13 protein-coding genes and 6 pseudogenes are annotated in these 20,287 nt (G+C 58.4%); 11 read left to right on the top strand and 8 right to left on the bottom strand.

Features of this window, described 5'->3' with window-relative positions; translation table 11 throughout:
* Positions 1 to 2 precede the first annotated feature (2 nt).
* Positions 3 to 1,100, top strand: coding sequence for an ABC transporter ATP-binding protein (locus tag O7B34_RS00580; protein WP_337144502.1), 1,098 nt, complete (start codon positions 3 to 5; stop codon positions 1,098 to 1,100).
* Positions 1,101 to 1,275: 175 nt separating this feature from the next.
* Positions 1,276 to 1,734, top strand: a pseudogene (locus O7B34_RS00575) (transposase); the annotation flags it as partial.
* A 396-nt stretch (positions 1,735 to 2,130) separates the two neighbouring features.
* On the opposite strand, the gene O7B34_RS00570 reads toward O7B34_RS00575, so the two are convergent.
* A complete protein-coding gene (locus O7B34_RS00570; RefSeq protein WP_337144501.1) occupies positions 2,131 to 2,631 on the bottom strand; it encodes a GNAT family N-acetyltransferase in 501 nt (166 codons plus the stop codon).
* 910 nt (positions 2,632 to 3,541) lie between these two features.
* Here O7B34_RS00570 and O7B34_RS00560 point away from each other — a divergent pair.
* Positions 3,542 to 4,027, top strand: coding sequence for a GNAT family N-acetyltransferase (locus O7B34_RS00560; protein ID WP_337144500.1), 486 nt, complete (start codon positions 3,542 to 3,544; stop codon positions 4,025 to 4,027).
* A gap of 36 nt (positions 4,028 to 4,063) precedes the next feature.
* On the opposite strand, the pseudogene O7B34_RS00555 reads toward O7B34_RS00560, so the two are convergent.
* Both O7B34_RS00555 and O7B34_RS00550 read right to left on the bottom strand, forming a co-directional pair.
* Positions 4,064 to 4,492 (bottom strand): annotated as a pseudogene (locus O7B34_RS00555) (transposase); the annotation flags it as partial.
* Positions 4,493 to 4,494: 2 nt separating this feature from the next.
* Positions 4,495 to 5,118 (bottom strand): annotated as a pseudogene (locus O7B34_RS00550) (IS110 family transposase); the annotation flags it as partial.
* Positions 5,119 to 5,533: 415 nt separating this feature from the next.
* Here O7B34_RS00550 and O7B34_RS00545 point away from each other — a divergent pair.
* Complete coding sequence (locus tag O7B34_RS00545) at positions 5,534 to 6,796, top strand: ATP-grasp domain-containing protein (RefSeq protein ID WP_337144499.1); 1,263 nt, start codon at positions 5,534 to 5,536, stop codon at positions 6,794 to 6,796.
* Between the two features lie 396 nt (positions 6,797 to 7,192).
* On the opposite strand, the pseudogene O7B34_RS00540 reads toward O7B34_RS00545, so the two are convergent.
* Positions 7,193 to 7,919: pseudogene (locus O7B34_RS00540) on the bottom strand (IS110 family transposase); the annotation flags it as partial.
* 351 nt (positions 7,920 to 8,270) lie between these two features.
* On the opposite strand from O7B34_RS00540, the gene O7B34_RS00535 reads away from it, so the two are divergent.
* A complete protein-coding gene (locus tag O7B34_RS00535; RefSeq protein WP_337144498.1) occupies positions 8,271 to 8,612 on the top strand; it encodes a hypothetical protein in 342 nt (113 codons plus the stop codon).
* A 16-nt stretch (positions 8,613 to 8,628) separates the two neighbouring features.
* Here the strand turns inward: O7B34_RS00535 and O7B34_RS00530 are convergent, their stop codons facing one another.
* Complete coding sequence (locus tag O7B34_RS00530) at positions 8,629 to 9,237, bottom strand: helix-turn-helix domain-containing protein (protein WP_337144497.1); 609 nt, start codon at positions 9,235 to 9,237, stop codon at positions 8,629 to 8,631.
* Positions 9,238 to 10,161: 924 nt separating this feature from the next.
* Between O7B34_RS00530 and O7B34_RS00525 the strand changes: the two genes are divergently transcribed.
* Together O7B34_RS00525 and O7B34_RS00520 are read left to right on the top strand one after the other, a co-directional pair.
* Positions 10,162 to 10,701, top strand: a complete 540-nt coding sequence (locus O7B34_RS00525; RefSeq protein WP_337144496.1) for an SET domain-containing protein-lysine N-methyltransferase — start codon at positions 10,162 to 10,164, stop codon at positions 10,699 to 10,701.
* A gap of 373 nt (positions 10,702 to 11,074) precedes the next feature.
* On the top strand, positions 11,075 to 11,275 hold the full coding sequence (locus O7B34_RS00520) for a hypothetical protein (RefSeq protein ID WP_337145200.1): 201 nt from the start codon (positions 11,075 to 11,077) through the stop codon (positions 11,273 to 11,275).
* 992 nt (positions 11,276 to 12,267) lie between these two features.
* Here O7B34_RS00520 and O7B34_RS00515 read toward each other — a convergent pair.
* Positions 12,268 to 12,417: pseudogene (locus tag O7B34_RS00515) on the bottom strand (IS110 family transposase); the annotation flags it as partial.
* Positions 12,418 to 12,463: 46 nt separating this feature from the next.
* Between O7B34_RS00515 and O7B34_RS00510 the strand changes: the two are divergent.
* Positions 12,464 to 13,244 (top strand): annotated as a pseudogene (locus tag O7B34_RS00510) (IS110 family transposase); the annotation flags it as partial.
* Between the two features lie 815 nt (positions 13,245 to 14,059).
* On the opposite strand, the gene O7B34_RS00500 reads toward O7B34_RS00510, so the two are convergent.
* Together O7B34_RS00500 and O7B34_RS00495 are read right to left on the bottom strand one after the other, a co-directional pair.
* Positions 14,060 to 15,025 (bottom strand): MurR/RpiR family transcriptional regulator, encoded by a 966-nt coding sequence (locus tag O7B34_RS00500; protein WP_337144495.1) that lies wholly within the window; start codon positions 15,023 to 15,025, stop codon positions 14,060 to 14,062.
* A 290-nt stretch (positions 15,026 to 15,315) separates the two neighbouring features.
* Entirely contained in the window at positions 15,316 to 16,146 is an 831-nt protein-coding gene (locus O7B34_RS00495; RefSeq protein ID WP_337144494.1) for a 3-keto-5-aminohexanoate cleavage protein, read from the bottom strand.
* Between the two features lie 214 nt (positions 16,147 to 16,360).
* On the opposite strand from O7B34_RS00495, the gene O7B34_RS00490 reads away from it, so the two are divergent.
* The 3 genes from O7B34_RS00490 to O7B34_RS00480 are packed head-to-tail and all read left to right on the top strand — an operon-like array spanning position 16,361 to position 20,147.
* The gene (locus O7B34_RS00490; protein WP_337144493.1) at positions 16,361 to 17,140 is read left to right on the top strand and encodes an enoyl-CoA hydratase/isomerase family protein; all 780 of its coding nucleotides are present in this window, start codon (positions 16,361 to 16,363) and stop codon (positions 17,138 to 17,140) included.
* Positions 17,140 to 19,335 carry an acetate--CoA ligase family protein gene (locus O7B34_RS00485; RefSeq protein ID WP_337144492.1) on the top strand — a complete coding sequence of 732 codons (2,196 nt, stop codon included), beginning with the start codon at positions 17,140 to 17,142 and terminating at the stop codon, positions 19,333 to 19,335. The genes O7B34_RS00490 and O7B34_RS00485 overlap by 1 nt, the downstream gene beginning before the upstream one ends.
* Entirely contained in the window at positions 19,332 to 20,147 is an 816-nt protein-coding gene (locus O7B34_RS00480) for an enoyl-CoA hydratase-related protein (RefSeq protein ID WP_337144491.1), read from the top strand. Before O7B34_RS00485 ends, O7B34_RS00480 begins: the two co-directional genes overlap by 4 nt.
* Positions 20,148 to 20,287 lie beyond the last annotated feature (140 nt).

Here is a 20,287-nt window from a genome sequence, read left to right as displayed (position 1 = left end):
GTATGAATGTTCTGGAACTGAAAGACGTTACAAAGAATTATGGGGAGTTCGTCGCTGTTGATCGCGCGTGTCTGGAGATACAAAAGGGAAAGGTGCTTTCTCTCCTTGGGCCGAGCGGCTGCGGCAAGACAACGACGCTCCGCATGATTGCTGGTTTTATCGCCCCGAACAGCGGAGTTGTCGCGATCGCCGGCAAGGACGTTGGGCAGTTGAAGCCTTACGAACGCAACATCGGACTTCTGTTTCAAGACTATGCGCTTTTTCCTCACATGACGGTGGCGCAGAACGTCGCCTATGGATTGCGGTACCGAGGAACGCCGGCGGCCGACATTCTTTCTCGCGTGAAGGCAATGCTCTCGCTTGTACGCATGGTCGGTTTGGAGTCTAGATATCCCGCTCAACTGAGCGGCGGACAGCAACAGCGTGTTGCGCTTGCGCGTGCGCTTGCGACCGACCCCCAAATCGTTCTGTTAGATGAGCCCTTGTCCGCACTTGACGCTAAGCTCAGGCTGGAGCTACGCATCGAGCTTAAGGAAATTCTCAAATCCGTCGGCGCGACCACAATCGTCGTCACCCACGATCAGGAAGAAGCTCTCAGCTTGGGCGACGAAGTCGTAGTGATGCATGCCGGACAGATCATTCAGCGGGGGTCGCCGACGCAGATCTACAAGGCGCCAGCATCTAAATTCGTAGCAGAATTCGTGGGGCGGTCCAACTGGTTCAACGGAACGAGAGGAGGTGAATCGAGCAAGGGGTGCAGCTCCTATCTCACAAGCGAGGGGATCGAGATTCGCACAAGGCCATCACAGTTGGACCAGCGCGGCAGTGCCGATTTATGTATCAGGCCGGAGCACATCGAGCTCATACAGGGGGCACTCTTCGACCTTAATCACAACCTTGATCACAATGTCCTGGATGGTATTGTGGTCGATGTCGCACCGCTTGGCTCCGATGTGCACGTCGTCGTCGAAATATCTGGAGGAGCTCGCTTGCTAGCGATCCACAAAAATATCGGCAGTATGCCCGCAGTTGTGCCGGGCCAACCCGCGCGACTCTGTTTTTCAGCATCCGATGTTATCGTGTTCCCTACCGACGGCTAAGGATTCGCCTAAACGCAAAGGAATTCGTGCGAACATAGCTACCGGTGAAGCACGCGCGGGAGCATGAGACTGCTCAAGGCTTCTAATTCACAGTCTCCCTTAGAGTCCGTTTGGAGAATCGAGGGGTGGGATTTTGCGGTGAAGCGATTTGTGCTTCAAGTCGTTCAAGCTCTGGATGTGGACCGAGCAGAGCCGCGGGCGAATGCCCAGATCGCTCCATGCCCCGGGCCTGAGCATCGCTGCTGTCCGCGCAAGGTTTGAATTCCGTGGGTGATAAACGCCGTGCGCTACCTAGCGCGTTGCGGGTGGCGGATGCTGCCGATTCACTTCGGGTTCCGCCATTGGGCGCGGTGCTCTCTGTTCCAAACCATCCACGACGTGGCGCTGATCCTGGATCGCGAGCGGGACGGACGCGAGGTCAGCCCCACAGCTGGCGTGATCGACAGTCAGTTGGTCAAGGCTCCGCAAGCTGAAACAAGGGGTTACGACGCCGGCAAGAAGATTGTCGCCGCAAGCGACACATTGCCGTCGCTACCTCGATACCGATGGGCGGCTCTTGACGGTCACCTTACCACCCACCGACATCTCCGACAGTGCCGGGGCTCAGGTGGTCCTGAATGGCGTCTGCAAGCGTTGATCCATTGGTCCTGGGTGAAGCATCTGTTCGCCGACAGCGCAATGTTGGGGTGGAAGCTGATCCGCCGCAATATGGCAAGCCGTACGTAAAGCGCGGCAAGAACGACGCGGCCGATGCCGAGGCAAGGCGGCGGCCAGAGCGCCGACCGCGAAGAGAGTGACCTGCGGGACGGTCCAGAAAAAGTGCAGGAGCGTCTTGACCTCAAGGACCCCAATCAGAGAGGCCTCTCAAAGGCCTTTGGTAGTTTGTTTTTCGGAGGGTTCAGATGTCAAGGATCGTTTCTTGATACACGATAAATCAATTTAAGGATCGTTACCGGCGCCGACTGAAGCCGATCCGAATCAAAGCCAGTCGTCACGACGCCGAATCCACATCCAGGCGATAGTGGCAGGTTCACCCGTCTATGGACCTTTCAAGAACCAAGAGGTCGTAATGCTTTCCACCGTGAGAAAAGACCTCTGGAAGGCAGCCGGCGACTGAAAATCCACATTTCCTTTCTGCGAAGGATACAACACTGGGCATATCCTTAAACACGATTGCAAAAACGCAGTGAAGATCAAGTATAGTTGCGTGATTTAAAAGGGTTCTGGCAAGATCCGACCCAATTCCCTTGCGACGAAATTGCTCGTGGACATAGAGCGCCATCTCGGCTGTGTGGTCGGCATCTTCTTTGACGCGGAACGGAATGTATGCTGTCCAGCCGATCACGGCGCCCTTGTCCACGCACGTGTAGGACCCAAGTGAGGGATGCGATTCGAACAGAAGTTCTCTCATTTCATTGATGCTCCAGGGGCGCGTTCCTTCTGTTGATTCCCGGGCTCGACATGCGATGTTATAAATCTCTGTCACGCTTGGCACGTCGTCTATTCGCAAGGGGCGCACTTGGTACGACATCAGATGTCCTCCGACCTCATTCGGCATGGTGGATGGGGTTGATCATAGCCGTCTGAGAGTGACGTTCTCCGGAACGCGCAGCAACCTACCAGACCTAGTAGCTTGAGTTGACAGATCTGACTGTGGTTTTGTTCGGCATGCTAAACGGGCGGACAGCGGACTTTCGCCTTCCAGAGGTTAACGGGAATCTGAGGCATGCTTGTGGGCGGCGTCGAGTCTTGCCGGTCGGCAACTGAGGCTTGATGAATTGGGGGAGGCCGACGTGACGACGCCGCATGATGCGGCCGATGACCGTGACGTCGAGCACGTTGGGCGGCAAACAGGGTTCGTGCCATGCCGCTTGTGATCATGCGTCATGGCGTCGACCCGTCCGTTCTAATCGGCAGGCCGGTCAAGGTGCCGTCGAGCGCGGGCGGCTGGCTTTCTCGACCGACACCACAACGGCGTGGGCCGGAGGGTCGACACACAGACCGACGATTCGCTGGAGAGCCTTGACTTGGCGCAAACGGTGCGGCTGCGCCGCACAAGATCGGCCGCCTAGGCCACCATGTAGATTGTCCGGTGCCGTCGTGTCGACTGGCGGGTGTTGAAGCGTCAGTGGGACCTCCGGCGGCGCGAGGGCCACGTCTTGCCGAGCCCCTGGAAGCCTTTCTCCTGCTAAGGGCCCTAAGCAAGTCTTGAACTTTGCCGGTGTGCCGCATGATCTCGACGGCGCCAACGCCATCGGCGCTCAACGGCACGGTCTCGGCGCGCCAACCACGCTCCGGCGGCTGTCACGCTCCGGATCAGCAGTGCATGGGCGCGAACGGTCGGCAAAATCGTGAAAGGAAGTCCCTTTTTTGGGGCTCTTTCCTCAGACACTCGAACACCGAGCACGGGCGCTTTAAACACGAACAGACGAGTTAGGCTAATGTTTCGACGTGCAACTTGTTCCGATGCCGACAAAATGGCAAAAATCTACAATCAGGCGATGAAGCCCGGCACCTTTGCTATAAGTCAAATCGCTCCCGACACTCACAACGAACGCGTCGCCTGGTTGAAGGAACATCAAGATCCATATCCTGCATTCGTCTTCGAGATTGATCGGACAGTGATCGGCTGGTGCTCATTGAGCAAATTTTCTGTGCGCACTGAATATACGGATGTCGCCGAAACATCACGCTACATCGATGAGAATCATAGAGGTAGGGGAATTGGAAAGATGATGCACGCAAAATTGATTGAAACAGCTACTAAGCTTGGGTTTAGGATACTTGTATCGCGAGTAGGCCAAAGGAATGTTATGAGTATAAAAAGTGCCAAACGGTTCTTCCGGCAGGCCGTAGTGCTTCATGAGGCGGTCCGTATCCATGATGAATGGCATAACGACGTCTGGCTGTGGAAGAAATTACGATGAGTAGCGATTTTGTCTAACAGCCTGACTCGAACCTAGTTACGTGCGAGGTGGAGCTGCGCGGCGGCGGAGCGTGAGGCGGATGGAGGCGACGAATATCCGTGCCTCGGCGCTTGCGATAGTCGCCTCAAAGTCCTTGGTGAGCGGGCGACAAAGTCCGAGCCAGGCGAAAGTTCGCTCGACGACCCATCGTCACGGCAGAACCTCAAAGCCCTTGGCCATGTCGGAGCGCTTGATGATTTCGATGGTCCACGTGCCCAGGTCGGCCAGCGCCTGCGTCAGTTTTTCTCCCGGCATAGCCGCCGTCGGCGAATAGATGGCGCAGCCACGGGTAAAGCTGTCGAATGGAGCGGTGACGCCAACTGCCCTATCCCTGTCCTGGATGTCGGCCGCGTGCACCCTCAGCCCGACAAGGTGCCCCTCGGTGTCGGTAATGATATGGCGCTTGCGGCCCTTGATCTTCTTGCCGCGGGTAATGGTCGCGCGTCGCCAGTTTTAAGTTCCTCCAGTTGCTTACGCCGATCGCGGCGCAGCGGCTCGTAGCCGGACACGCCTTGGCTGAACAGCAGGCCCTTGACGCGATTGGCGTGACTGACCCGTTCGTTCGTTAATGCCTTGCGCTCACGCGAGAGACGGCGCCGGTCCTCTTCTTCCGGTGTCGGAGCTCGGACATCGCCTACACTCGTGGCTCGCCACAAGTGTGGGCCAGCAAAGCCCGAACGAGCGCCTCGCCGTCAATCTGTCAGTCTTTGCCCGCCGCCGGCGGCGCGAGGTGGCAATCGATGCCGGATCTACGACATGGCTTTCGATTCCTCCGGCCTGCAGCACGCGATGGATCCAGTGCCGTCAAGCCCGGCCTTCTGGATCACGATGATTGGAAAGCATCTCCCGGTCCGCACCTGTGCCTTCCTGCTGACTCGGCAAATCGTGCCAGCATGCCGGCGATGTCGCCGCCGTTACCGAATGCTTCGACATCTTCCCATCACCGGGCGACAGCGAGGTGATCAGCCATTTCGAGCGACTAAGTTCCAACGAGTGCCAAGATCGGTACGGATAGCGGTCAGCGGGTCGCACCGGTAAGCTGCAACGGACATGTTTGAGCCTCCAAGGTGAGATGCTAGCGACCTCATCTTGCCAAAGCGCAGGTCGCTATCCACCTCCTCATAGGATCTCGCGAGATGCGGTGGCAGGGCTGGCCTAGACAGCCGACTCCTACGCCAAATCGTCGCTCACGCTACATCCGCCAACCTCTCAGTCGATCCGTGGTGCATAAGGCGGGCTAGAGAAACCTCCGACCTCAAGCGGGTTCAACAAAGTCCAATCCAAACCGCAGTGAAACAGACCTACCAACTAATGGGCTTGGCTCAGATAACACAAATTTAGAATATCTTCACAACCGCAATTGCTGACGATGGTACCCTCGCCGCTCTGATGCCAGGCACAGCAAAAAAGCTGATGTCGGTTTACGTTCCGACCACCAGAAATCGCGCAACATAGGAGTCAACAGCCATGCCGAAAAGAGCACTCATCCTCGTTGAAGGCAACAACATACGTACAGGTCCGCTTTACGTGAAAGCGGCTCGGCGTCTCGGTCTTCATCCGATTACCCTGTCGGCTGATCCAAGTCAGTACGACTATCTGGGGGCGGAAGGAATTGAAGCAATCCGTGTCGATACGGGCAATTTCGATGCGCTGATCCACGAATGTTCCCGGCTGCGTGCGACGTATGACGTTGCTGGCATTACGGGCGCCAGGGAGGCGTTCTATGCAACAGTTGGCAAGCTCTGCCGGTATTTCGAGCTACCGGGACCGAACCCCGCATCCATTGAACGATGCTGCGACAAGGTTGCTCAACGTCAGCTCCTTGCGGAGGCCGGCGTTCCAATACCCGCCTATCGTTTGGCATTGGATGTGACGGACGTAGAAAGCTCTGCCGCGGAGATCGGCCTGCCGGTAATTCTTAAGCCCGCCGTAGGCAACGGCAGCGTCGGCGTCCGACTCTGCCGCAACGCCGATGAGTTGGCCGAACATGCGAACTATCTGTTGGGCGGGAAGCACATTTGGCGGTCTTCGCCGAGGATACTGGTCGAAGAATTCGCACAGGGCCTACTCTATGAAGCCGACATCATGGGAAATGAGGTCATTGGAATTTGCACCTCTGACTTCGGCCCCCTGCCGCACTTCCTCGTTCATGAGTGCATTTATCCGGCTCCACTGACCGATGATGAGCATAAGCGTATCATCGATGTTTCGCTCGGCTGTTTGCGAGCTCTCGGCCTTGGCTGGGGGCCAACCTGCATTGAATTCCGGTGGACGAAGCGTGGCCCAGTCGTCATTGAAGTCAATCCGCGTCTTGCGGCTGGGATCGGTCCTCAACTGGTTCAGCTGGCGTATGGTGTCGATCTCATTACCGAGCACATCAAGCTTGTCACCGGCAAAGAATGGAATTTGCGCAGAAGGCATTTGCAGACTGCGGCGGCGCGGATCCTGACTCCTGATCGCGATGGCGTTCTCGATTGGATCGATACCGACAAGCGCGCAGCTGCGATATCAGGTCTCATCGAGGTTAAATTTTATGTTGAACCCAAGACGCCGATCATCAGGAAAGGCGACTACCGAGACCGCATCGGACATGTCATCGCCGCTTCACCCAGCCGTGCTGAGACCAAGGCGATTCTTCAGCGTGCTGTAGACTTAATTGATTGGTCGATCACGCCATTTCCGACCGTTACAGAACTGGAAGGTTCTGTCGCAAATTCTGATAGAGACTGAAACGGGAGTGCGCTTCGTTCAGGTAGGACAAGTCGATGAGCACATCGGTTTTCTGTCGTAACCTCCGACAATTGGATTGCCGCTGCACTGGTCGTTCATCAAAATGCACGGCCTACATAACAATTTGGTTATCCTTGACCGGCTGGACGGGACGACGCCTTTCCATGTCGACCACATTGTTCGCACTTGTAGCCCGCATACCGGAGCGAGCAACTGCTATGGGACGACCTGAAAAATTGACCACCGCTGACGACACGAGGATCAGCCCCTCTTCGTGGCCGAGGAGGGAAATGTTGGAGACGAGGGAATTTGGCCACAGAGCGACTGTCTTGGTTGTCAAGCGGTTTGCCATGGTTTTTGGTCGCGCAAGATAGCGTTGAGGATAGTGAGAAGTTTTCACATTGTGGCGACGACTGCGACGATCTTTGGCTTGCCAGGTGCGACAAGGCGGTCGCGGAACGCCTTGAGGACGGGTTGTGTCCAATAGCGACGAGGGCAGCCATGAAGAGGACGGCGCGCAGGCGGCTCCTGCCGCCACCGATGAAGCTTTTGCCACGCCATGTGCCGGACTGCCTCGTCCACGGCGCAAGGCCGGCGAGCGCAGCGATCTGGCGACGGTCGAGGCTGCCGAGCTCCGGCATCTCAGCAATCAGGCTACGGGCGACGATAGGACCGACGCCCGGTACGGAGGAAAGCAGCGTCTCTCTGACGCTGCGAGCAGTCGCTTGATGCTCTTGTGCGCCTGCCTCGCCGTGGCGGTGCGGGCACGGTTCTCCTCGGCCACGATCATCTGCACGATCTGGTGCCGGCGGGCGACGAGATCGGCCAAAGTTGTGGCCTCTACATCACGCAGCGGCCGCAGTTCCGCCTTCGTCGCGGCGACGAAGGCCGCGATGACGGCGGCATCGATCGGATCCGTATTAGCTCGCTTGCCGAGCGCATTGGCATAGGCTCGCACCTGCGCCGGATTGACCACGACAACCGCCAGGCCAGCACCGGCCAAAGCGGCGACAGCCAGTCTTTCGAAGCCGCCCGTCGCCTCCAATCCGACAACGGACGGCGAAAGAGCTGCGAGCCGCTGGACCAGATCCTCCAACCCGGCGTGGTCGTTGCTCACACAAAATGCCTAATCGGGCTTCGCTCGCGGCCCAGGCGACTGTTCGGGTTCGATGGAACGGCGGACGAAGACCCGAGCTCTCCCACGGGCTCAATGGCCCAAAGATGCTTCGGTCTACCGTCCGCCACCGCACCTGCTTTCATAGCAGAGTCGGCACAGGGCAAGTTACAAGGAGATGCTGCAGCCTGACGAGAGTGGCGGTCGTAATACGGCTGCACGGGCTTGGCTGGTGTGCGGCTAGTGGTTCTTGCCTGTAAGAGTCCGATCGGGATTTCCTTTTGCTTGCCCGCGTGCGAGTGATGCGTATGCGCACAGGAATATCTCTCACCGTCTCGCCTTCTGGTCATCGGCGTTTGGTTGCCTTGTTCAAAGACCGTAAACCCGCAGAAGCACGTCTGGCGCAGCGAGACCGTGTTGTCGAGCGCCGGCGGCACCGGCTCGATGGCAGCGCAATCGGAAATGACGTTGCGCGAGGCGATCGGCTTCCTCGTCTCGCGCGGGGATCGCCAGCGCGACGAGCGGCGGATCGAGATGGCGACCAAGCTCGCGCAGTTCCCGTTCGTGCGCGAACTAGAGGGTTCGAGCGGCGCGCATAGCCTTCGGTCGATCAGCGCCACATCCGTGAGCTCGCCACCCCGGCGCTGGATCGCGCATGGTGACGCGCTGCTGTTCCGCGGGTCTCCCGATCCCACGACATAGTGCACACCTCGCTATGTTATTGAAAAAGCTGGATCTGCTGATCTTGTGATTGTGATAATGGACTGCGTCCGCTGCTGCCGGAATGGCGCTGGATATCGAGTTGCTCGATATCTTCATGACGGATGATCCAAGGCGTGCCCTTGCAATACTGCTCCGCCTTCAGATCGCCGACATGGATCATGTGCAGCACGGTCATTGGACGCAAGCCGAGCTTCGCAGCCGTTTCCTGCAATGTATACTCGCCGCGTTCCGACCGTTCGTCCTTTTTGTAGACGGCGATATCGTGCTGGTTGCGGAAGGTGCAGACACTGGACTGCGTCCATCCGTTCTCACGACCCGTGGTTTTGCCGAGCCGGTTGAGAAGCGACGCGATCGCCCCGTCCGGCACTTGGCGCGCCAGGGCACGGATCAGTTCCTCGATCTCCAGCGGGGCGCCCCAACGGTGATGGCGTACGTTGTTCTTCCCGACCGAAAGCGCGGTATGGGCACCGCCCTGCCAATGCAACAGCATTTTGATATGGTCGTCTTCGATGGCGACCACAATCTCGCGGGTCACGGCACGGATGATCCGCGAGCAGGTGGTGGCGTTAGCATGATGCCCCGCCAGTTCGAGATCGGCGCCCATGGCAGCAGGCTCCGACGCTCCTCTTCTCCCAGAGCCTCGGGCTTGTGGCGGTCGAGCGGGTCAAGCTCGTCCTGACGCTCGCGGACGGCTACGAGCGCGGCATTCCGGCGTCGCTCCAGTTTCACCAGCCATGAGCCTATTGTCCGGATCGACGGCGTCATAATGGCGGCGGGCATGGCCGCCTTCATAAAGTGCCTGCTCGAGCCCGCGCTCCACATGACGCCGCTTCTCACAAGCCTGCACGGTGGAGGTCTCTATGGCCTGGATCGCGGCTTCGATAACGAACGACAGCGCCCGGTATGGCCGTTGCTGCCGGAATAGGAGACATGCAGCTTGCGGCCCAATGGCCGCAGTGCAAGAGACCGCCGAGCAGCAACTCGCCCCGGCGAAGAGCACCGCGCGGCACCAGGCCTTTGCTTGTGGCATTGTCCGCGATCAGGCGCTGATTCCTCTCAAAATCGTGCAGCTCAGGTAACTGTCCGGGACTTACTGAAACGCGCAACCATACCGGACAGGTGCTTGTCGAAATGCCGCACATGAAGGCCTGACAGAAGACCGCATTCGATCACACCTCGAAAAGAGCCAGAAGCCTCTTGCATAACGGGCGGCTTCCACAGAAGGCTCCATATCAAGGTCGACAGATAGCAGTGTCGAGCAAAGAACAAAGCCGGCGTCTTTGTCGGGTTTGTCGAACCCGCCACACAGGCTTGTTTGGCCATTCTCTTGGTGGCCTCGGGCTAAATAGCTGAAAAACAATTAAACGTTTTCCTTCATTTGATCAGCCAGATTGGCACGAAATTTGAAGCGTTTGTTGTGGGGTGACCAGAGTTGCCGACCAATAGCTATTCCGGAGATGCCAAGCAACGATGAACGGCATTTTACTCCATACTCCTTACTTAATATAGCCATGGAAGAATTTGGCCCATGATGACTCCGCATATCAACAAAAGCGTGTCTATCCTGACAGACGGTGTCGGCTGCGCAAGGCGACTAAATGCCCGCAACGTAAGTGTCCTCGACACCGGTGGCGATAGGGGCCGCGGCGTATTCTCTGCTCGCGATTTCCTGCCGGGCGAGGTTGTTATCATTGGGCATATTGAGCGCTTGGAACGGATTCGGACGACAAACTCGATCCAACTGAATTGGGATGTTCATGCTCTCTTTGAGAAGCCGGCTGTAATTGTGAATCATTCTTGTGATCCCAATTTAGCGATCGTGCCTAACCGGTTCGGAGCCTACGATTTTATCGCTATTCGGGAAATCTATTCTGATGTCGAAGTGACGTGGGACTATGCCACTTCGGAATTCGAATGCATCGGCATCTCGGTCTGTCTTTGTGGCGCGGCAAATTGCCGAGGTGGAGTCCTAGGCTTCTCTAAGTTGCCTCCCAACCATCCGATGGTCGTGTCGCGATTCTACGCACCGTATCTTGAGGAGACTCTGAGCAATTTCCGAGGAAAATAGGTCCAAAGACTTGTCGGCATTTGGAACCGTCCCGCCCTACGCACCTCGAAGCGCGACTTGGGAGGTAATGTGACTGAAGCAAGAGCGAGATCGGTCGAACAGCTTTCGCATGGCTGAGCAAAGGCCGACGAACCGCTGCACGCCTCGTTGCATCGGATGACCTGCATCGCGCGCTCTCTGTCGCCGCACCGGTAGATGCGAATTCTCGCTACGTGGCTAGTGGTGTACCCATCAGGTCGTGTAGCCCGGCGGCTATGAAGCCGCTCGCGAGCGCGCCGTTAGTAGCACTGTAGCGAGTAGCTGGCGTGTCGGTGGTCATCGGCGCTTTCCGGTGGGGTTTGGTCGTTGATGCCAACCCATTTCGGAACCACCGATGACCGGCGACATGATGAACCAGCTCGCGCTCGTGGAGAAGACCCCGAAAGCAGATCTGCTGCGGGACATGATCGGCTTTGCCGCCGAGCGACTGATAGAAAAGGGGGACGGGCGCGGCCACCGGCATCGATCTGCCCGCCCCAGCGTTGAGGCAATGCACCCATCCGCGTCGACGACCACCTTGCCGGGACAATGGTAGTCCGGCGTCACGGTGCGGCCGCGATAATGGGTGTGCAACCGTCGCCCACAATGGCCGCAGCAGGCAATGCCCTGCAGCAGGGCGCCTCCCTATCTGGCGGCGCCACCGACCTGTTCCTGCCCGTTTGGCGTGCGTTACGGGACTGTTTGCTGGCCGCCATGTGCTCTCGATTGCCAGGCGCAACACCTCCGCCCGCGCCTCGGCGTCCAGCGTGTCCCAGGCGGGTGGGGCGGGAGGCCGCTTGCGGTCTTCCTCGGCGAATCTCAGCTTCAGTTGCATGTCGCTCCTCCTTGTGATCGGGCGGCGGCTCGCCACGCCGCTTCGGAAGAGCGTCGGTCAGAAGGCGCAGATGTCTGAAAGCCGCCCAATGCTGGAGTGATTTGCCGGCGAGGCTGAGGAATCACCACTACGCCCCCGATATCCGTCCACGCGACAGGGATGTTGGTCCGGCTGCCGTCCGGCAATGCTACAAACAGCGTTGGCTCGCCGCGGCGTTTGACTCGGCTAATTACGGCCCGAGGCCGCCCTTCGGAGGCGTGGCCCTCCCGCATGATCGTTGCCGAGGCGGGAAGGTCCCGGTAATGGGCAGTCTGGAGATGTTTCCTTCGGGAGCTTCCCACGAATGGATGCTCCGGTTTATCGAAGACGGAATTCGGGTATCCACGCCGTGATCACCTTGATCAGCGCTGGTTGAAAGCGGGCGTACTGGAGACGGAGCGTCCATCCGGCGACCGTCCGGCGACGAAGGAACTTCACAAGGCGGATCGATTAGCGGTTACTGAGCAACTTTTATCTGCCTATGCGCTCGACCGTTGGTCCGAGCCTATGAAGACCCGATTACGGGGCGAGGCTCGGCTGGTGCGCTATATCGACGTGATGTGATCTGCTTCCAATATCGTTCGGACGCTCTGCGCGTCTAGCCGGCTTCTCTGATTGGGGTCGTTTAGTCGCTCCTCCTGATATTTTTTCGGACCATATCGCGCCGCGGGTCATACCACCGTCGGCGACAGCTTCTCGAACAAGGCTGCCACCTCCTTGCGCCGCAGCTTGTTGCGAAGCACCGGCTCCTCAGCCGCGTTGCGCCATGGAGTTGGAAGACGTGCTTTGACGTGTCGATGGCCAATTCGAATAATTTTTTCCACGGACGTTCTCCTTTGCTTGAGATCTGCAACGACCTCATTCTGACACATCAATGCCGTGCGGGGGACCTTCCGCCCCAACATCATGCGGCGGCCTAACGTCGACCGCGAAGAGAAGCGGGTAGCGATCGAAGCGTGCGGCGGATCGCACCACTGGCGCGTCTCTTGCAGTCGTTCGGGCACGAAGTGAAGTTGATCCCTCCGCAATATGTCAAACCGTACGTCAAGCGCGGCAAGAACGATGCGGCGGATGCGAAGCGCTGTGCGCGGCGATGAGCCAGCCGACGATGCGCTTCGTACCGGTCAAGACAGCCAACAACCAGGCGGCATTGATGCTGTTCGGTCTGCGGCTGATCGGCAAGCGCACGCAACTCGACAATGCGATCAGCAGCAGAATACGGGATGATCGCTGCCAAAGGGATGTGCAAGATAGAACCGCTGCTCGAGCGTATCGCGGCAGATAAGATGCTACCGGATTTGGCGCGGGAGCTGTTCGCGCTCCATGCCAAGGAGTATGCGCAGTTGCAAACACGTCTGAAAGACGTCGACGCCAAATTGATGGCTTGGCATCGCGCCGATGAATGCAGCTGCCGCCTGGCGCAAATCCCCGGCGTCGGTCCGATCGGCGCGTCACTGTTGGTGATGAAGACGCCGGCGCTTGGGACCTTTCGATCGGCCCGATACTTTGCCGCCTGGCTCGGCTTAACGCCAAAGGATCATTCAAATGCCAGCAGGTTCAGGCTCGGCGTGATCACGCCCGCCGGCGAAAACTTGGCAGCGTGCCGGTGGCCGGGGCTACCGCGGTCATCCGGCATATCCGACGCGGCCGTCGTACTGAGCTGGATCAATATCGTAAACCATTAACTGTATGACCTTCAACCAGGATGAGCGCTCTTTTTGCCATTGGGGCGACCTCCGTTGAGTGCTGTGCGACAGGCTGAGCGTAAACAGGCAGCCGCCCTTGCTCAGATTTCCCGTGAATACCACGTTCAGCGATCTGTTGTTGCAAAGAGTCTGTGAACTCTATTTTAAGGAGTATTACAACCTCCTCGATACCGCCATGGTCCGCCTCGTCGAAGAGTCCATGCAGCCCGGCTATTCTTGAGCATGAACGCGCCTGCCTGCTGGCGGTGGACCCGCGGCGTCTTGACCGCCGCCCGAGCGCGGACGGATTTCGCATCGCTTCGTGATCTTCATCGGGAATCCACACCGCGGTGAGATCGCCGGCGCGCGGCAGTCGGCAGGCGATCGCGCATCGCATATTGCAGCGCGCTGCTATTGCGATTGTCCATGACCTGATGGGCTGACTGCCGCACATACAGGATCGCCTTACGCTCGAGATAGTGCGGTCAGATCTTCTCATGCATCATGTGCACCTCCTCATGTCGAGAGCGGCCGCCGTCGACGCGATCGACAATCACGCTGACAATCAGCTTCGTCACTGATCGATGCGTCTCGGCGGGCAGCGCCTGTCATTGCGGCGTCTGCACCGTCTTGGGTGTCGCTCTGCTTCGAGAACAAGATCGAACTGGTATGACGTGGGCTGGCGCGGCATGGACAACTTCCTTGCAGGCAGGACACGTCCATCTTCGATGATGCGCGTGTGCTCACATAGAACCGATTGTATGCTGCAAACGGATCGAAATCAGTCCTGATTTGATACGATCGCTTTGCCTCTCTTGCCACCTGTTTTCGTTGTCGTAGAAGAGGCCGGACGGGACGAGCGGGCCTCTCGGGTCCAAGCTCTCGATTTCAAGTGTGTGTGGAAACCTGCAAGATGAGCATCGAACCGGAGTAGAGACTCACGCGCGGTCTCCGCACCTTTTCCGGCGATCAACGCACCCAGCACTTCAGCGACCGCGAACGCCGGAGTCATCGTGTGGAAGAATGAGGGACTCTTCGTCTGGACAAGAACGACATCGTCGGCCACTCGGGCGAGCGGGGCAACCTCGCTGTCGGTGATAGCCACGATGGGAATTCGATGTTGATGCGCATATTCGGCGATCTCAACCGTGACGCGCGTGTACGGGAACACACTTGTCACGAAGAGAACGTCGGTGCGAGAGGCACGAGCCAATGCGTCCGAACCGGTGCCGCCGATCGCATCGAGCATGACGGACTTTTCGCTGATCATCGACAAGATGTAATGCAGATGCCAAGCAGTTGCGTGGCTCGACCTCAATCCGATGCAAAAGACGCACGTGGCGGATGATAGGCGTCCTGCCATTGATACTATTGCATCAAGTTGAGACTCGGCCAGACGGACAATCTCGGCCGCTTGAGCCCGGAGAATTTCTCGCGCAAGGCCATGTTCGCCTTTGCGCCTTTGAGCGACCGCCTGTACGTCGGCCTTTCCGGCGAATCCGACGTCGCCGGTGCGAACGGCCTCAGCATAGATTTCACGAAGCTCGTCGTAACCTCTGAGGCCAAGGTGCTTGGCCAATCGTGTCATGGTGGCCGGCTGGACCCCAGCAAGACGCGCCTGGTCGCGCATTGACAACAGCGCGACGTCATGCGGTTGGTCGATAATATAGCGCGCCGCAGTTTGGAACTGCTCCGACATTGCGTCGAAGCAGGCGATTAATCGCTCCGAGAGAGGTCCGTCAGCCATGACTTCTCCCTAGCGCAGCCTTATAGCATGTGCAACAGATGTTACATTTCTGGGCCAAGCGGCTTACTCTGGCCGACGTGAGCGCCGCTGCTCCTTCCTTCAGAGTCGAACTCCGGCGATGTGCTTACGGCTAACCGCTCTCTGGTTTGAGGCGATGACACACAGCCGGCAGGGACTTCGGTATAAGCTCACCTCCGTGTGGCAGCGCTTCGTTGGAGCCGCCGGAATCACCTTGAGGAACGGGTCGAACGCACTGTCGTCGGATCGGCCGTTCCCCAGAGGAGGAAACATCACAGGTCTTGCCATGCGTGACGCAGATCGGCTGCGTTGGCTCTAGCGAGGCCAAATCCCAGCAGGCTTCTCGATACACCTGCGACCAACTCGGCGTTGGACTTGGCCATTGCCCCGTCGGCGAGCTGGCGATTGTTCTCAAAACCGACGCGAACATGCCCACCAAGAAGAGCCGCCGCGGTAACGCAAGCGGCTTCACGTGCACCGAAGGCGCAAACGCTCCAATGAGCGAAACGCGGCTTGGATCCATCAAGGAACGGCAATAGGTCCGCGGGATCCGATCTCTGGGCGGCGGTGTAACGTCCGAGCACAAAAAGGACCGGAACCTGGTTCCATGGAATGAGACCACGGCGCATATACCCGCCCAGGCGCACTGTCTCGTCTGGATCATAAAGGATGATCTGCGGCACGATCGCCTCGGCCTGGAGCCAAGACAAGAATGACGCGAACTCGGTTTCATGAGCTTCCGTCGGCACGAATTCGCGTAACGCCAGCGAAACGGCCTCCGGCCGAGTTTCCTTTATGACGGCAATCTGTTCCAGCGGCGTGTAGCGACCGAGCGACTCGCTCGTGACCTGAACGATCATTTCATCGCCCACGGCACGGTTGATTGCGTCAATGACATCTCGATATGCAGTCGCATCGAGGACGTGTCGCCCGTCCTGATCGCGCACATGGACGTGGATAAGGCACGCTCCAGCATTGAGACACTCTTGGGCCGTCCGCGCCAGATCGTTTGGCCCAAGCGGCAAGGAAGGATGGTCGGCCTTGGTCAGCTTGCCGCCATTAGGCGCAACGCAAATTGCGATCGGCCGTTCGATTTCGATCATGCTTTCACCGTCTGTTGAACCAATCGCTTTTTCCTCGCTTGAGCTGTGTGCCAAAACGCGGCTCCTGCCTGCACGCTCCGACCTTTCGGCGGCCCAAAGATGATCCATGCAGTGCACCCATGGATTATTGAAACGTATGTTGCAAATCAAATTTCCTCTGCTATCGTGCCGGCAAACATGTTCGTCCCGCCCGGCGGGTTGATAGGAATGCATGATGTTTGAAACGGTCGCCTACGAACTCCAGGACGGTATCGCCGAAATTCGTCTGAATCGACCGCACCGGCTGAACGCAGTCGTACAGAAATTGTACGACGATATCCTAGCAGCTCTCGATCAGGCTGAAAGAGACAAAAACGTGCGCGTTATTGTCCTGACAGGAGAAGGGCGAGCGTTTTGTGTTGGCGCCGATTTGAAGGAGCACAAAACGGGTCGCACGGCCTTCGATCGGCGACAATATCTGATGAGCGAGCAAAGGGTGTGTAGACGTCTGGTCTCACTTCCAAAGCCGATCATTGCTGCCGTGAAGGGCTATGCGCTTGGCGCCGGTGCCGAAATGGCTCTCGCTTGCGACTTTATCGTTATGGCCGCATCGGCGCGGATCGCCTTTCCCGAGATTGGCCTCGGCACATTTCTTGGTGGTGGCGTCACGTATGTCCTTCCAAGGCTTGTCGGTCTGGCAAAAGCACGCGGATTGATCTTCTTGGGCCAGCAGATCGATGGAGCGGAAGCAGTTCGCATCGGGCTCGCGTCATACTGTATTCCCGACGAGACATTCCGCGAAGGCGTCCGCACTCTTGCGAGCGAACTTTCGAAAAAGGCGCCATTTTCGATGCAGCTTGCCAAAGAGCAGTTGGCATCCGCCGCTTACGGGACGTTCGACTCAGCGCTCACTGCTGAGCTTGAGGGCATGATGTTTTGCTCGACCACGCGCGATTGGCAGGAGGGCGTTGATGCCTTCGCCGAGAAGCGTCAGCCGACCTTCCGGGGGGGATAATGACGGCGTCGAACGACCTGCTCCACATTCTCGCCCCCGAGTCTATTGCGATTATCGGCGCGTCCAATAATCCGGCAAAGCGCGGGTACCGCTCGCTGAGAAAACTTTTGGATGACGGCTATGCCGGAGCGATCTACCCGATCAATCCGAAGGAGAAAGAAATTTGCGGTGTCAGGTGTCTACGCGATCTCGGTAGTTTGCCGGGGCCCGTCGACCTTGCGTTGGTCTGTACTCCCGCTGCGACAGTCCCTTCAGTGATAGCTGAATGCGCCGCAAACGGGGTGCGCGGTGCCGTGGTTCTGGCGGGGGGGTTTGGGGAAGCTGGAGACGATGGCAAGCGGCTCCAGGATGGGGTGCTCGCCGCTGCGCGCCTTGGCCGGGTGAGGATCATCGGGCCGAACACCTCTGGCATGTTCAATACTCATAAAGCTTGCAATCTCGTCGGCTTTTCGGACTTGCGGAAGGGTAGTGTTGGTCTTTTGTCCCAATCTGGCAACATGGCTCTGTCGCTCGTCACGGAAGCTCAAGCCAACGGGCATGTGGGCTTGAGCACTTACATCGGTGTAGGCAACGAGGCCGACATTCGATTTGACGAGTACCTCGACTACTTTGCGGCAGATTCCAACACGAATGTGGTGATCGCCTACGTTGAAGGACTAAAGGACGGCCGCCGCTTTTTGAATGCCTTGAGGCGTATCTCACGTGAGAAACCAGTTGTCATGTACAAATCCGGTCGAACAACTGCCGGACGCATTTCCGCGAAGTCTCATACCGGCGCTCTGGCTGGCGACTATTCGGTCAGCGAGGGCGTGCTGAGGCAAGCCGGCGCGGTTCTCGCTCACCGATCCGATGAGATCCTGCCGATCGCGGAGGCACTCTCACTGTTGGCACCCTTGCGCTCGCGTCGCGTTGCCATCCTGGCGGACGGCGGAGGCCATGCGACAATTGCCGCCGACGCGTTGTGCGAACGTGGACTGGTGCTCGCGCCTCTGAGCGAAGACACGCGGCGGCGGCTTGCGGCGGTGCTTCCTCCTGCTGCGTCGGTTGCCAATCCAGTCGACGTCGCCGGGGGCACGGATGCGGATCCGTCGGTCTTCGCCGCTTGCGCCGAGATTCTCTTGGAGGATTCGATGGTGGACGGACTGCTAATATCCGGTCTCTATGGCGGGTACGCAGTCCGTTTCTCGCATAACCTGCTCGCCGCAGAAATCGATGCGACGAAGATGATCGGAGCGATGTTGCACAGGTTCGGCAAGCCGGTGGTTGTTCACAGCCTGTATAGTGCACTACAGGCAGATCAACGGCCGTTACCACTCGTGGACATGCGCTCCGCCGGCATCCCGGTGCACAACTCGGTGGAAACCGCCATGCGATGCATGCAGGCTTTGGCGGAATACGGTGAGATAGTCCACGCCTTTGCGCCGTTGCCGGCAGGTCGTGCGGAGCAGGGCGGCGTATTCGAGCGGGTTCTCGCCCGGTGCAGGGCCGAGGGTAGGCGGGTGGTGTTGGAGCACGAAGGTCGAGCCAGCCTTGCTGACTTCGGCCTAGATCTCGCACCGGCTTTGCTGGTTGTAGATGAAAGAGAGGCCGAAGAGGCTTTTCTCCGTCTCGGCGCACTGCCGGTCGCGATGAAAATCGTATCGCGCGACATCCTGCACAAGACGGACGCGGGCGGCGTCAAACTCGATATCACTGACGTCACAACGGTGCGCCGCGGTTTTCTCGAGATCGTTGCCAATGCCAAGGCCGCGGTAGCGAATCCGAACGTTACCGGCGTCCTCATCACCCCAATGGCAGCGAAGGGAGGGCTCGAGCTCATCATCGGCGTCGTGCGCGATGCCGCATATGGGCCAGTCATGATGTTTGGACTGGGCGGTGTTCTCGTCGAAGTTTTTAAAGATGTAGTGTTCCGAGCACTTCCGATCTCGCGGAGTGATGCCTTTGCGATGTTGGACGAAATCAAGGCCCGAGCGCTTCTCGATGGCGTGCGGGGCGGAGCGCCGATCGATAGAGAGGTGCTCGCAGACTTGATGGTACGGATTTCGCGTTTCGTTGAAGCGTCCCCGGATATCGACGAACTCGATCTTAATCCTGTCCTTGCCTATCCCGACGGTCTGACCGTCCTCGATGTTCGCATCCTTCTCACCGAGTGCTCAAAAGCTTGGCCGCCACAGAAGCAAGGGATCCAAGCATGAACAATCTGCCGAGACTGATCGACGCGAAGCTCGAGGTGAGCAACCGCGTCGCCGTGCTCTTGCTGGACCGCGACGACGTCCGTAACGAGCTGACCGGGACGGCCCTTATCGAGGATATTGTGCAAACGGTCGACTGGATCAATGGTGGCGCAGCCGTCTCGGTATTGGTTGTGACGGGGGCCGGCAAAGCATTTTCGGCCGGCGGCAACGTCAACGACATGCGGGACCGTAGGGGAAGCTTTGCTGGCGATGTCTATGAGGTGCAGGATCGCTACCGCCGCGGCATCCAACGAATCGCCCTGGCCATGCACCGCTTGGAGGTGCCTACCATTGCCGCCATTAACGGCGCCGCAATCGGTGCCGGTTTCGATCTCGCGACGATGTGTGATATCCGGATTGCGGCTGATAACGCTGTATTCGGCGCGACCTTCATTAATCTCGGGATTGTTCCGGGAGACGGCGGCGCTTGGTTCCTGCAGGACCTGCTCGGCCCTCAAAGGGCAGCGGAGCTGATCTTAACCGGGCGTTTGATGCACGCGGAGGAGGCTCTACGACTGGGAATCGTGCTTGAGATGGCGGCAGCTCCCGAGTTGCGGACCCAAGCGCTGCAGCTTGCCGGAAGCATTGCTGAAAAGCCCCCTCAGGCACTTCGGCTCGCCAAGCGGCTGCTGAAGGCGGCGCGGCGGTTGGATTTGCCTGATTTCCTCGATCTCTGCGCGGCATTTCAGGGCATGTGCCACAATTCTTTGGATCATCTTGAGTCGGTCGAAGCCTTCCTGGCTAAGCGCCCCGCCCGGTTCCAAGCGCGCTGACTTGCCTCGTCAATGGCATCAGCGATCTACTCGAAGCAAATGGATTGCAAGTGAAACACGCGTTGGAACCCGACCCAACTTTGCTATTGTCACTGACAGGGTGGACTAGGCCTTGAGCCCGTTTTTGTAAGGCCCTTTGG

Origin of the sequence: Mesorhizobium sp. Cs1299R1N3, from assembly GCF_037179625.1 — a bacterium.
Classification (GTDB): Bacteria; Pseudomonadota; Alphaproteobacteria; order Rhizobiales; family Rhizobiaceae; genus Mesorhizobium; species Mesorhizobium salmacidum.
This window is presented reverse-complemented; position numbering and strand designations above follow the sequence as displayed.

What these genes read in the sequence shown, in the direction of transcription:
- O7B34_RS00490 (WP_337144493.1), top strand. Translation starts at nt 16,361, where the DNA reads ATGTTTGAAACGGTCGCCTACGAACTCCAGGACGGTATCGCCGAAATT.
- O7B34_RS00545 (WP_337144499.1), top strand. Translation starts at nt 5,534, where the DNA reads ATGCCGAAAAGAGCACTCATCCTCGTTGAAGGCAACAACATACGTACA.
- O7B34_RS00500 (WP_337144495.1), bottom strand. Translation starts at nt 15,025, where the DNA reads ATGGCTGACGGACCTCTCTCGGAGCGATTAATCGCCTGCTTCGACGCA.
- O7B34_RS00580 (WP_337144502.1), top strand. Translation starts at nt 3, where the DNA reads ATGAATGTTCTGGAACTGAAAGACGTTACAAAGAATTATGGGGAGTTC.
- O7B34_RS00485 (WP_337144492.1), top strand. Translation starts at nt 17,140, where the DNA reads ATGACGGCGTCGAACGACCTGCTCCACATTCTCGCCCCCGAGTCTATT.
- O7B34_RS00495 (WP_337144494.1), bottom strand. Translation starts at nt 16,146, where the DNA reads ATGATCGAAATCGAACGGCCGATCGCAATTTGCGTTGCGCCTAATGGC.
- O7B34_RS00480 (WP_337144491.1), top strand. Translation starts at nt 19,332, where the DNA reads ATGAACAATCTGCCGAGACTGATCGACGCGAAGCTCGAGGTGAGCAAC.
- O7B34_RS00560 (WP_337144500.1), top strand. Translation starts at nt 3,542, where the DNA reads ATGTTTCGACGTGCAACTTGTTCCGATGCCGACAAAATGGCAAAAATC.
- O7B34_RS00530 (WP_337144497.1), bottom strand. Translation starts at nt 9,237, where the DNA reads ATGGGCGCCGATCTCGAACTGGCGGGGCATCATGCTAACGCCACCACC.
- O7B34_RS00570 (WP_337144501.1), bottom strand. Translation starts at nt 2,631, where the DNA reads ATGTCGTACCAAGTGCGCCCCTTGCGAATAGACGACGTGCCAAGCGTG.
- O7B34_RS00520 (WP_337145200.1), top strand. Translation starts at nt 11,075, where the DNA reads ATGACCGGCGACATGATGAACCAGCTCGCGCTCGTGGAGAAGACCCCG.
- O7B34_RS00525 (WP_337144496.1), top strand. Translation starts at nt 10,162, where the DNA reads ATGATGACTCCGCATATCAACAAAAGCGTGTCTATCCTGACAGACGGT.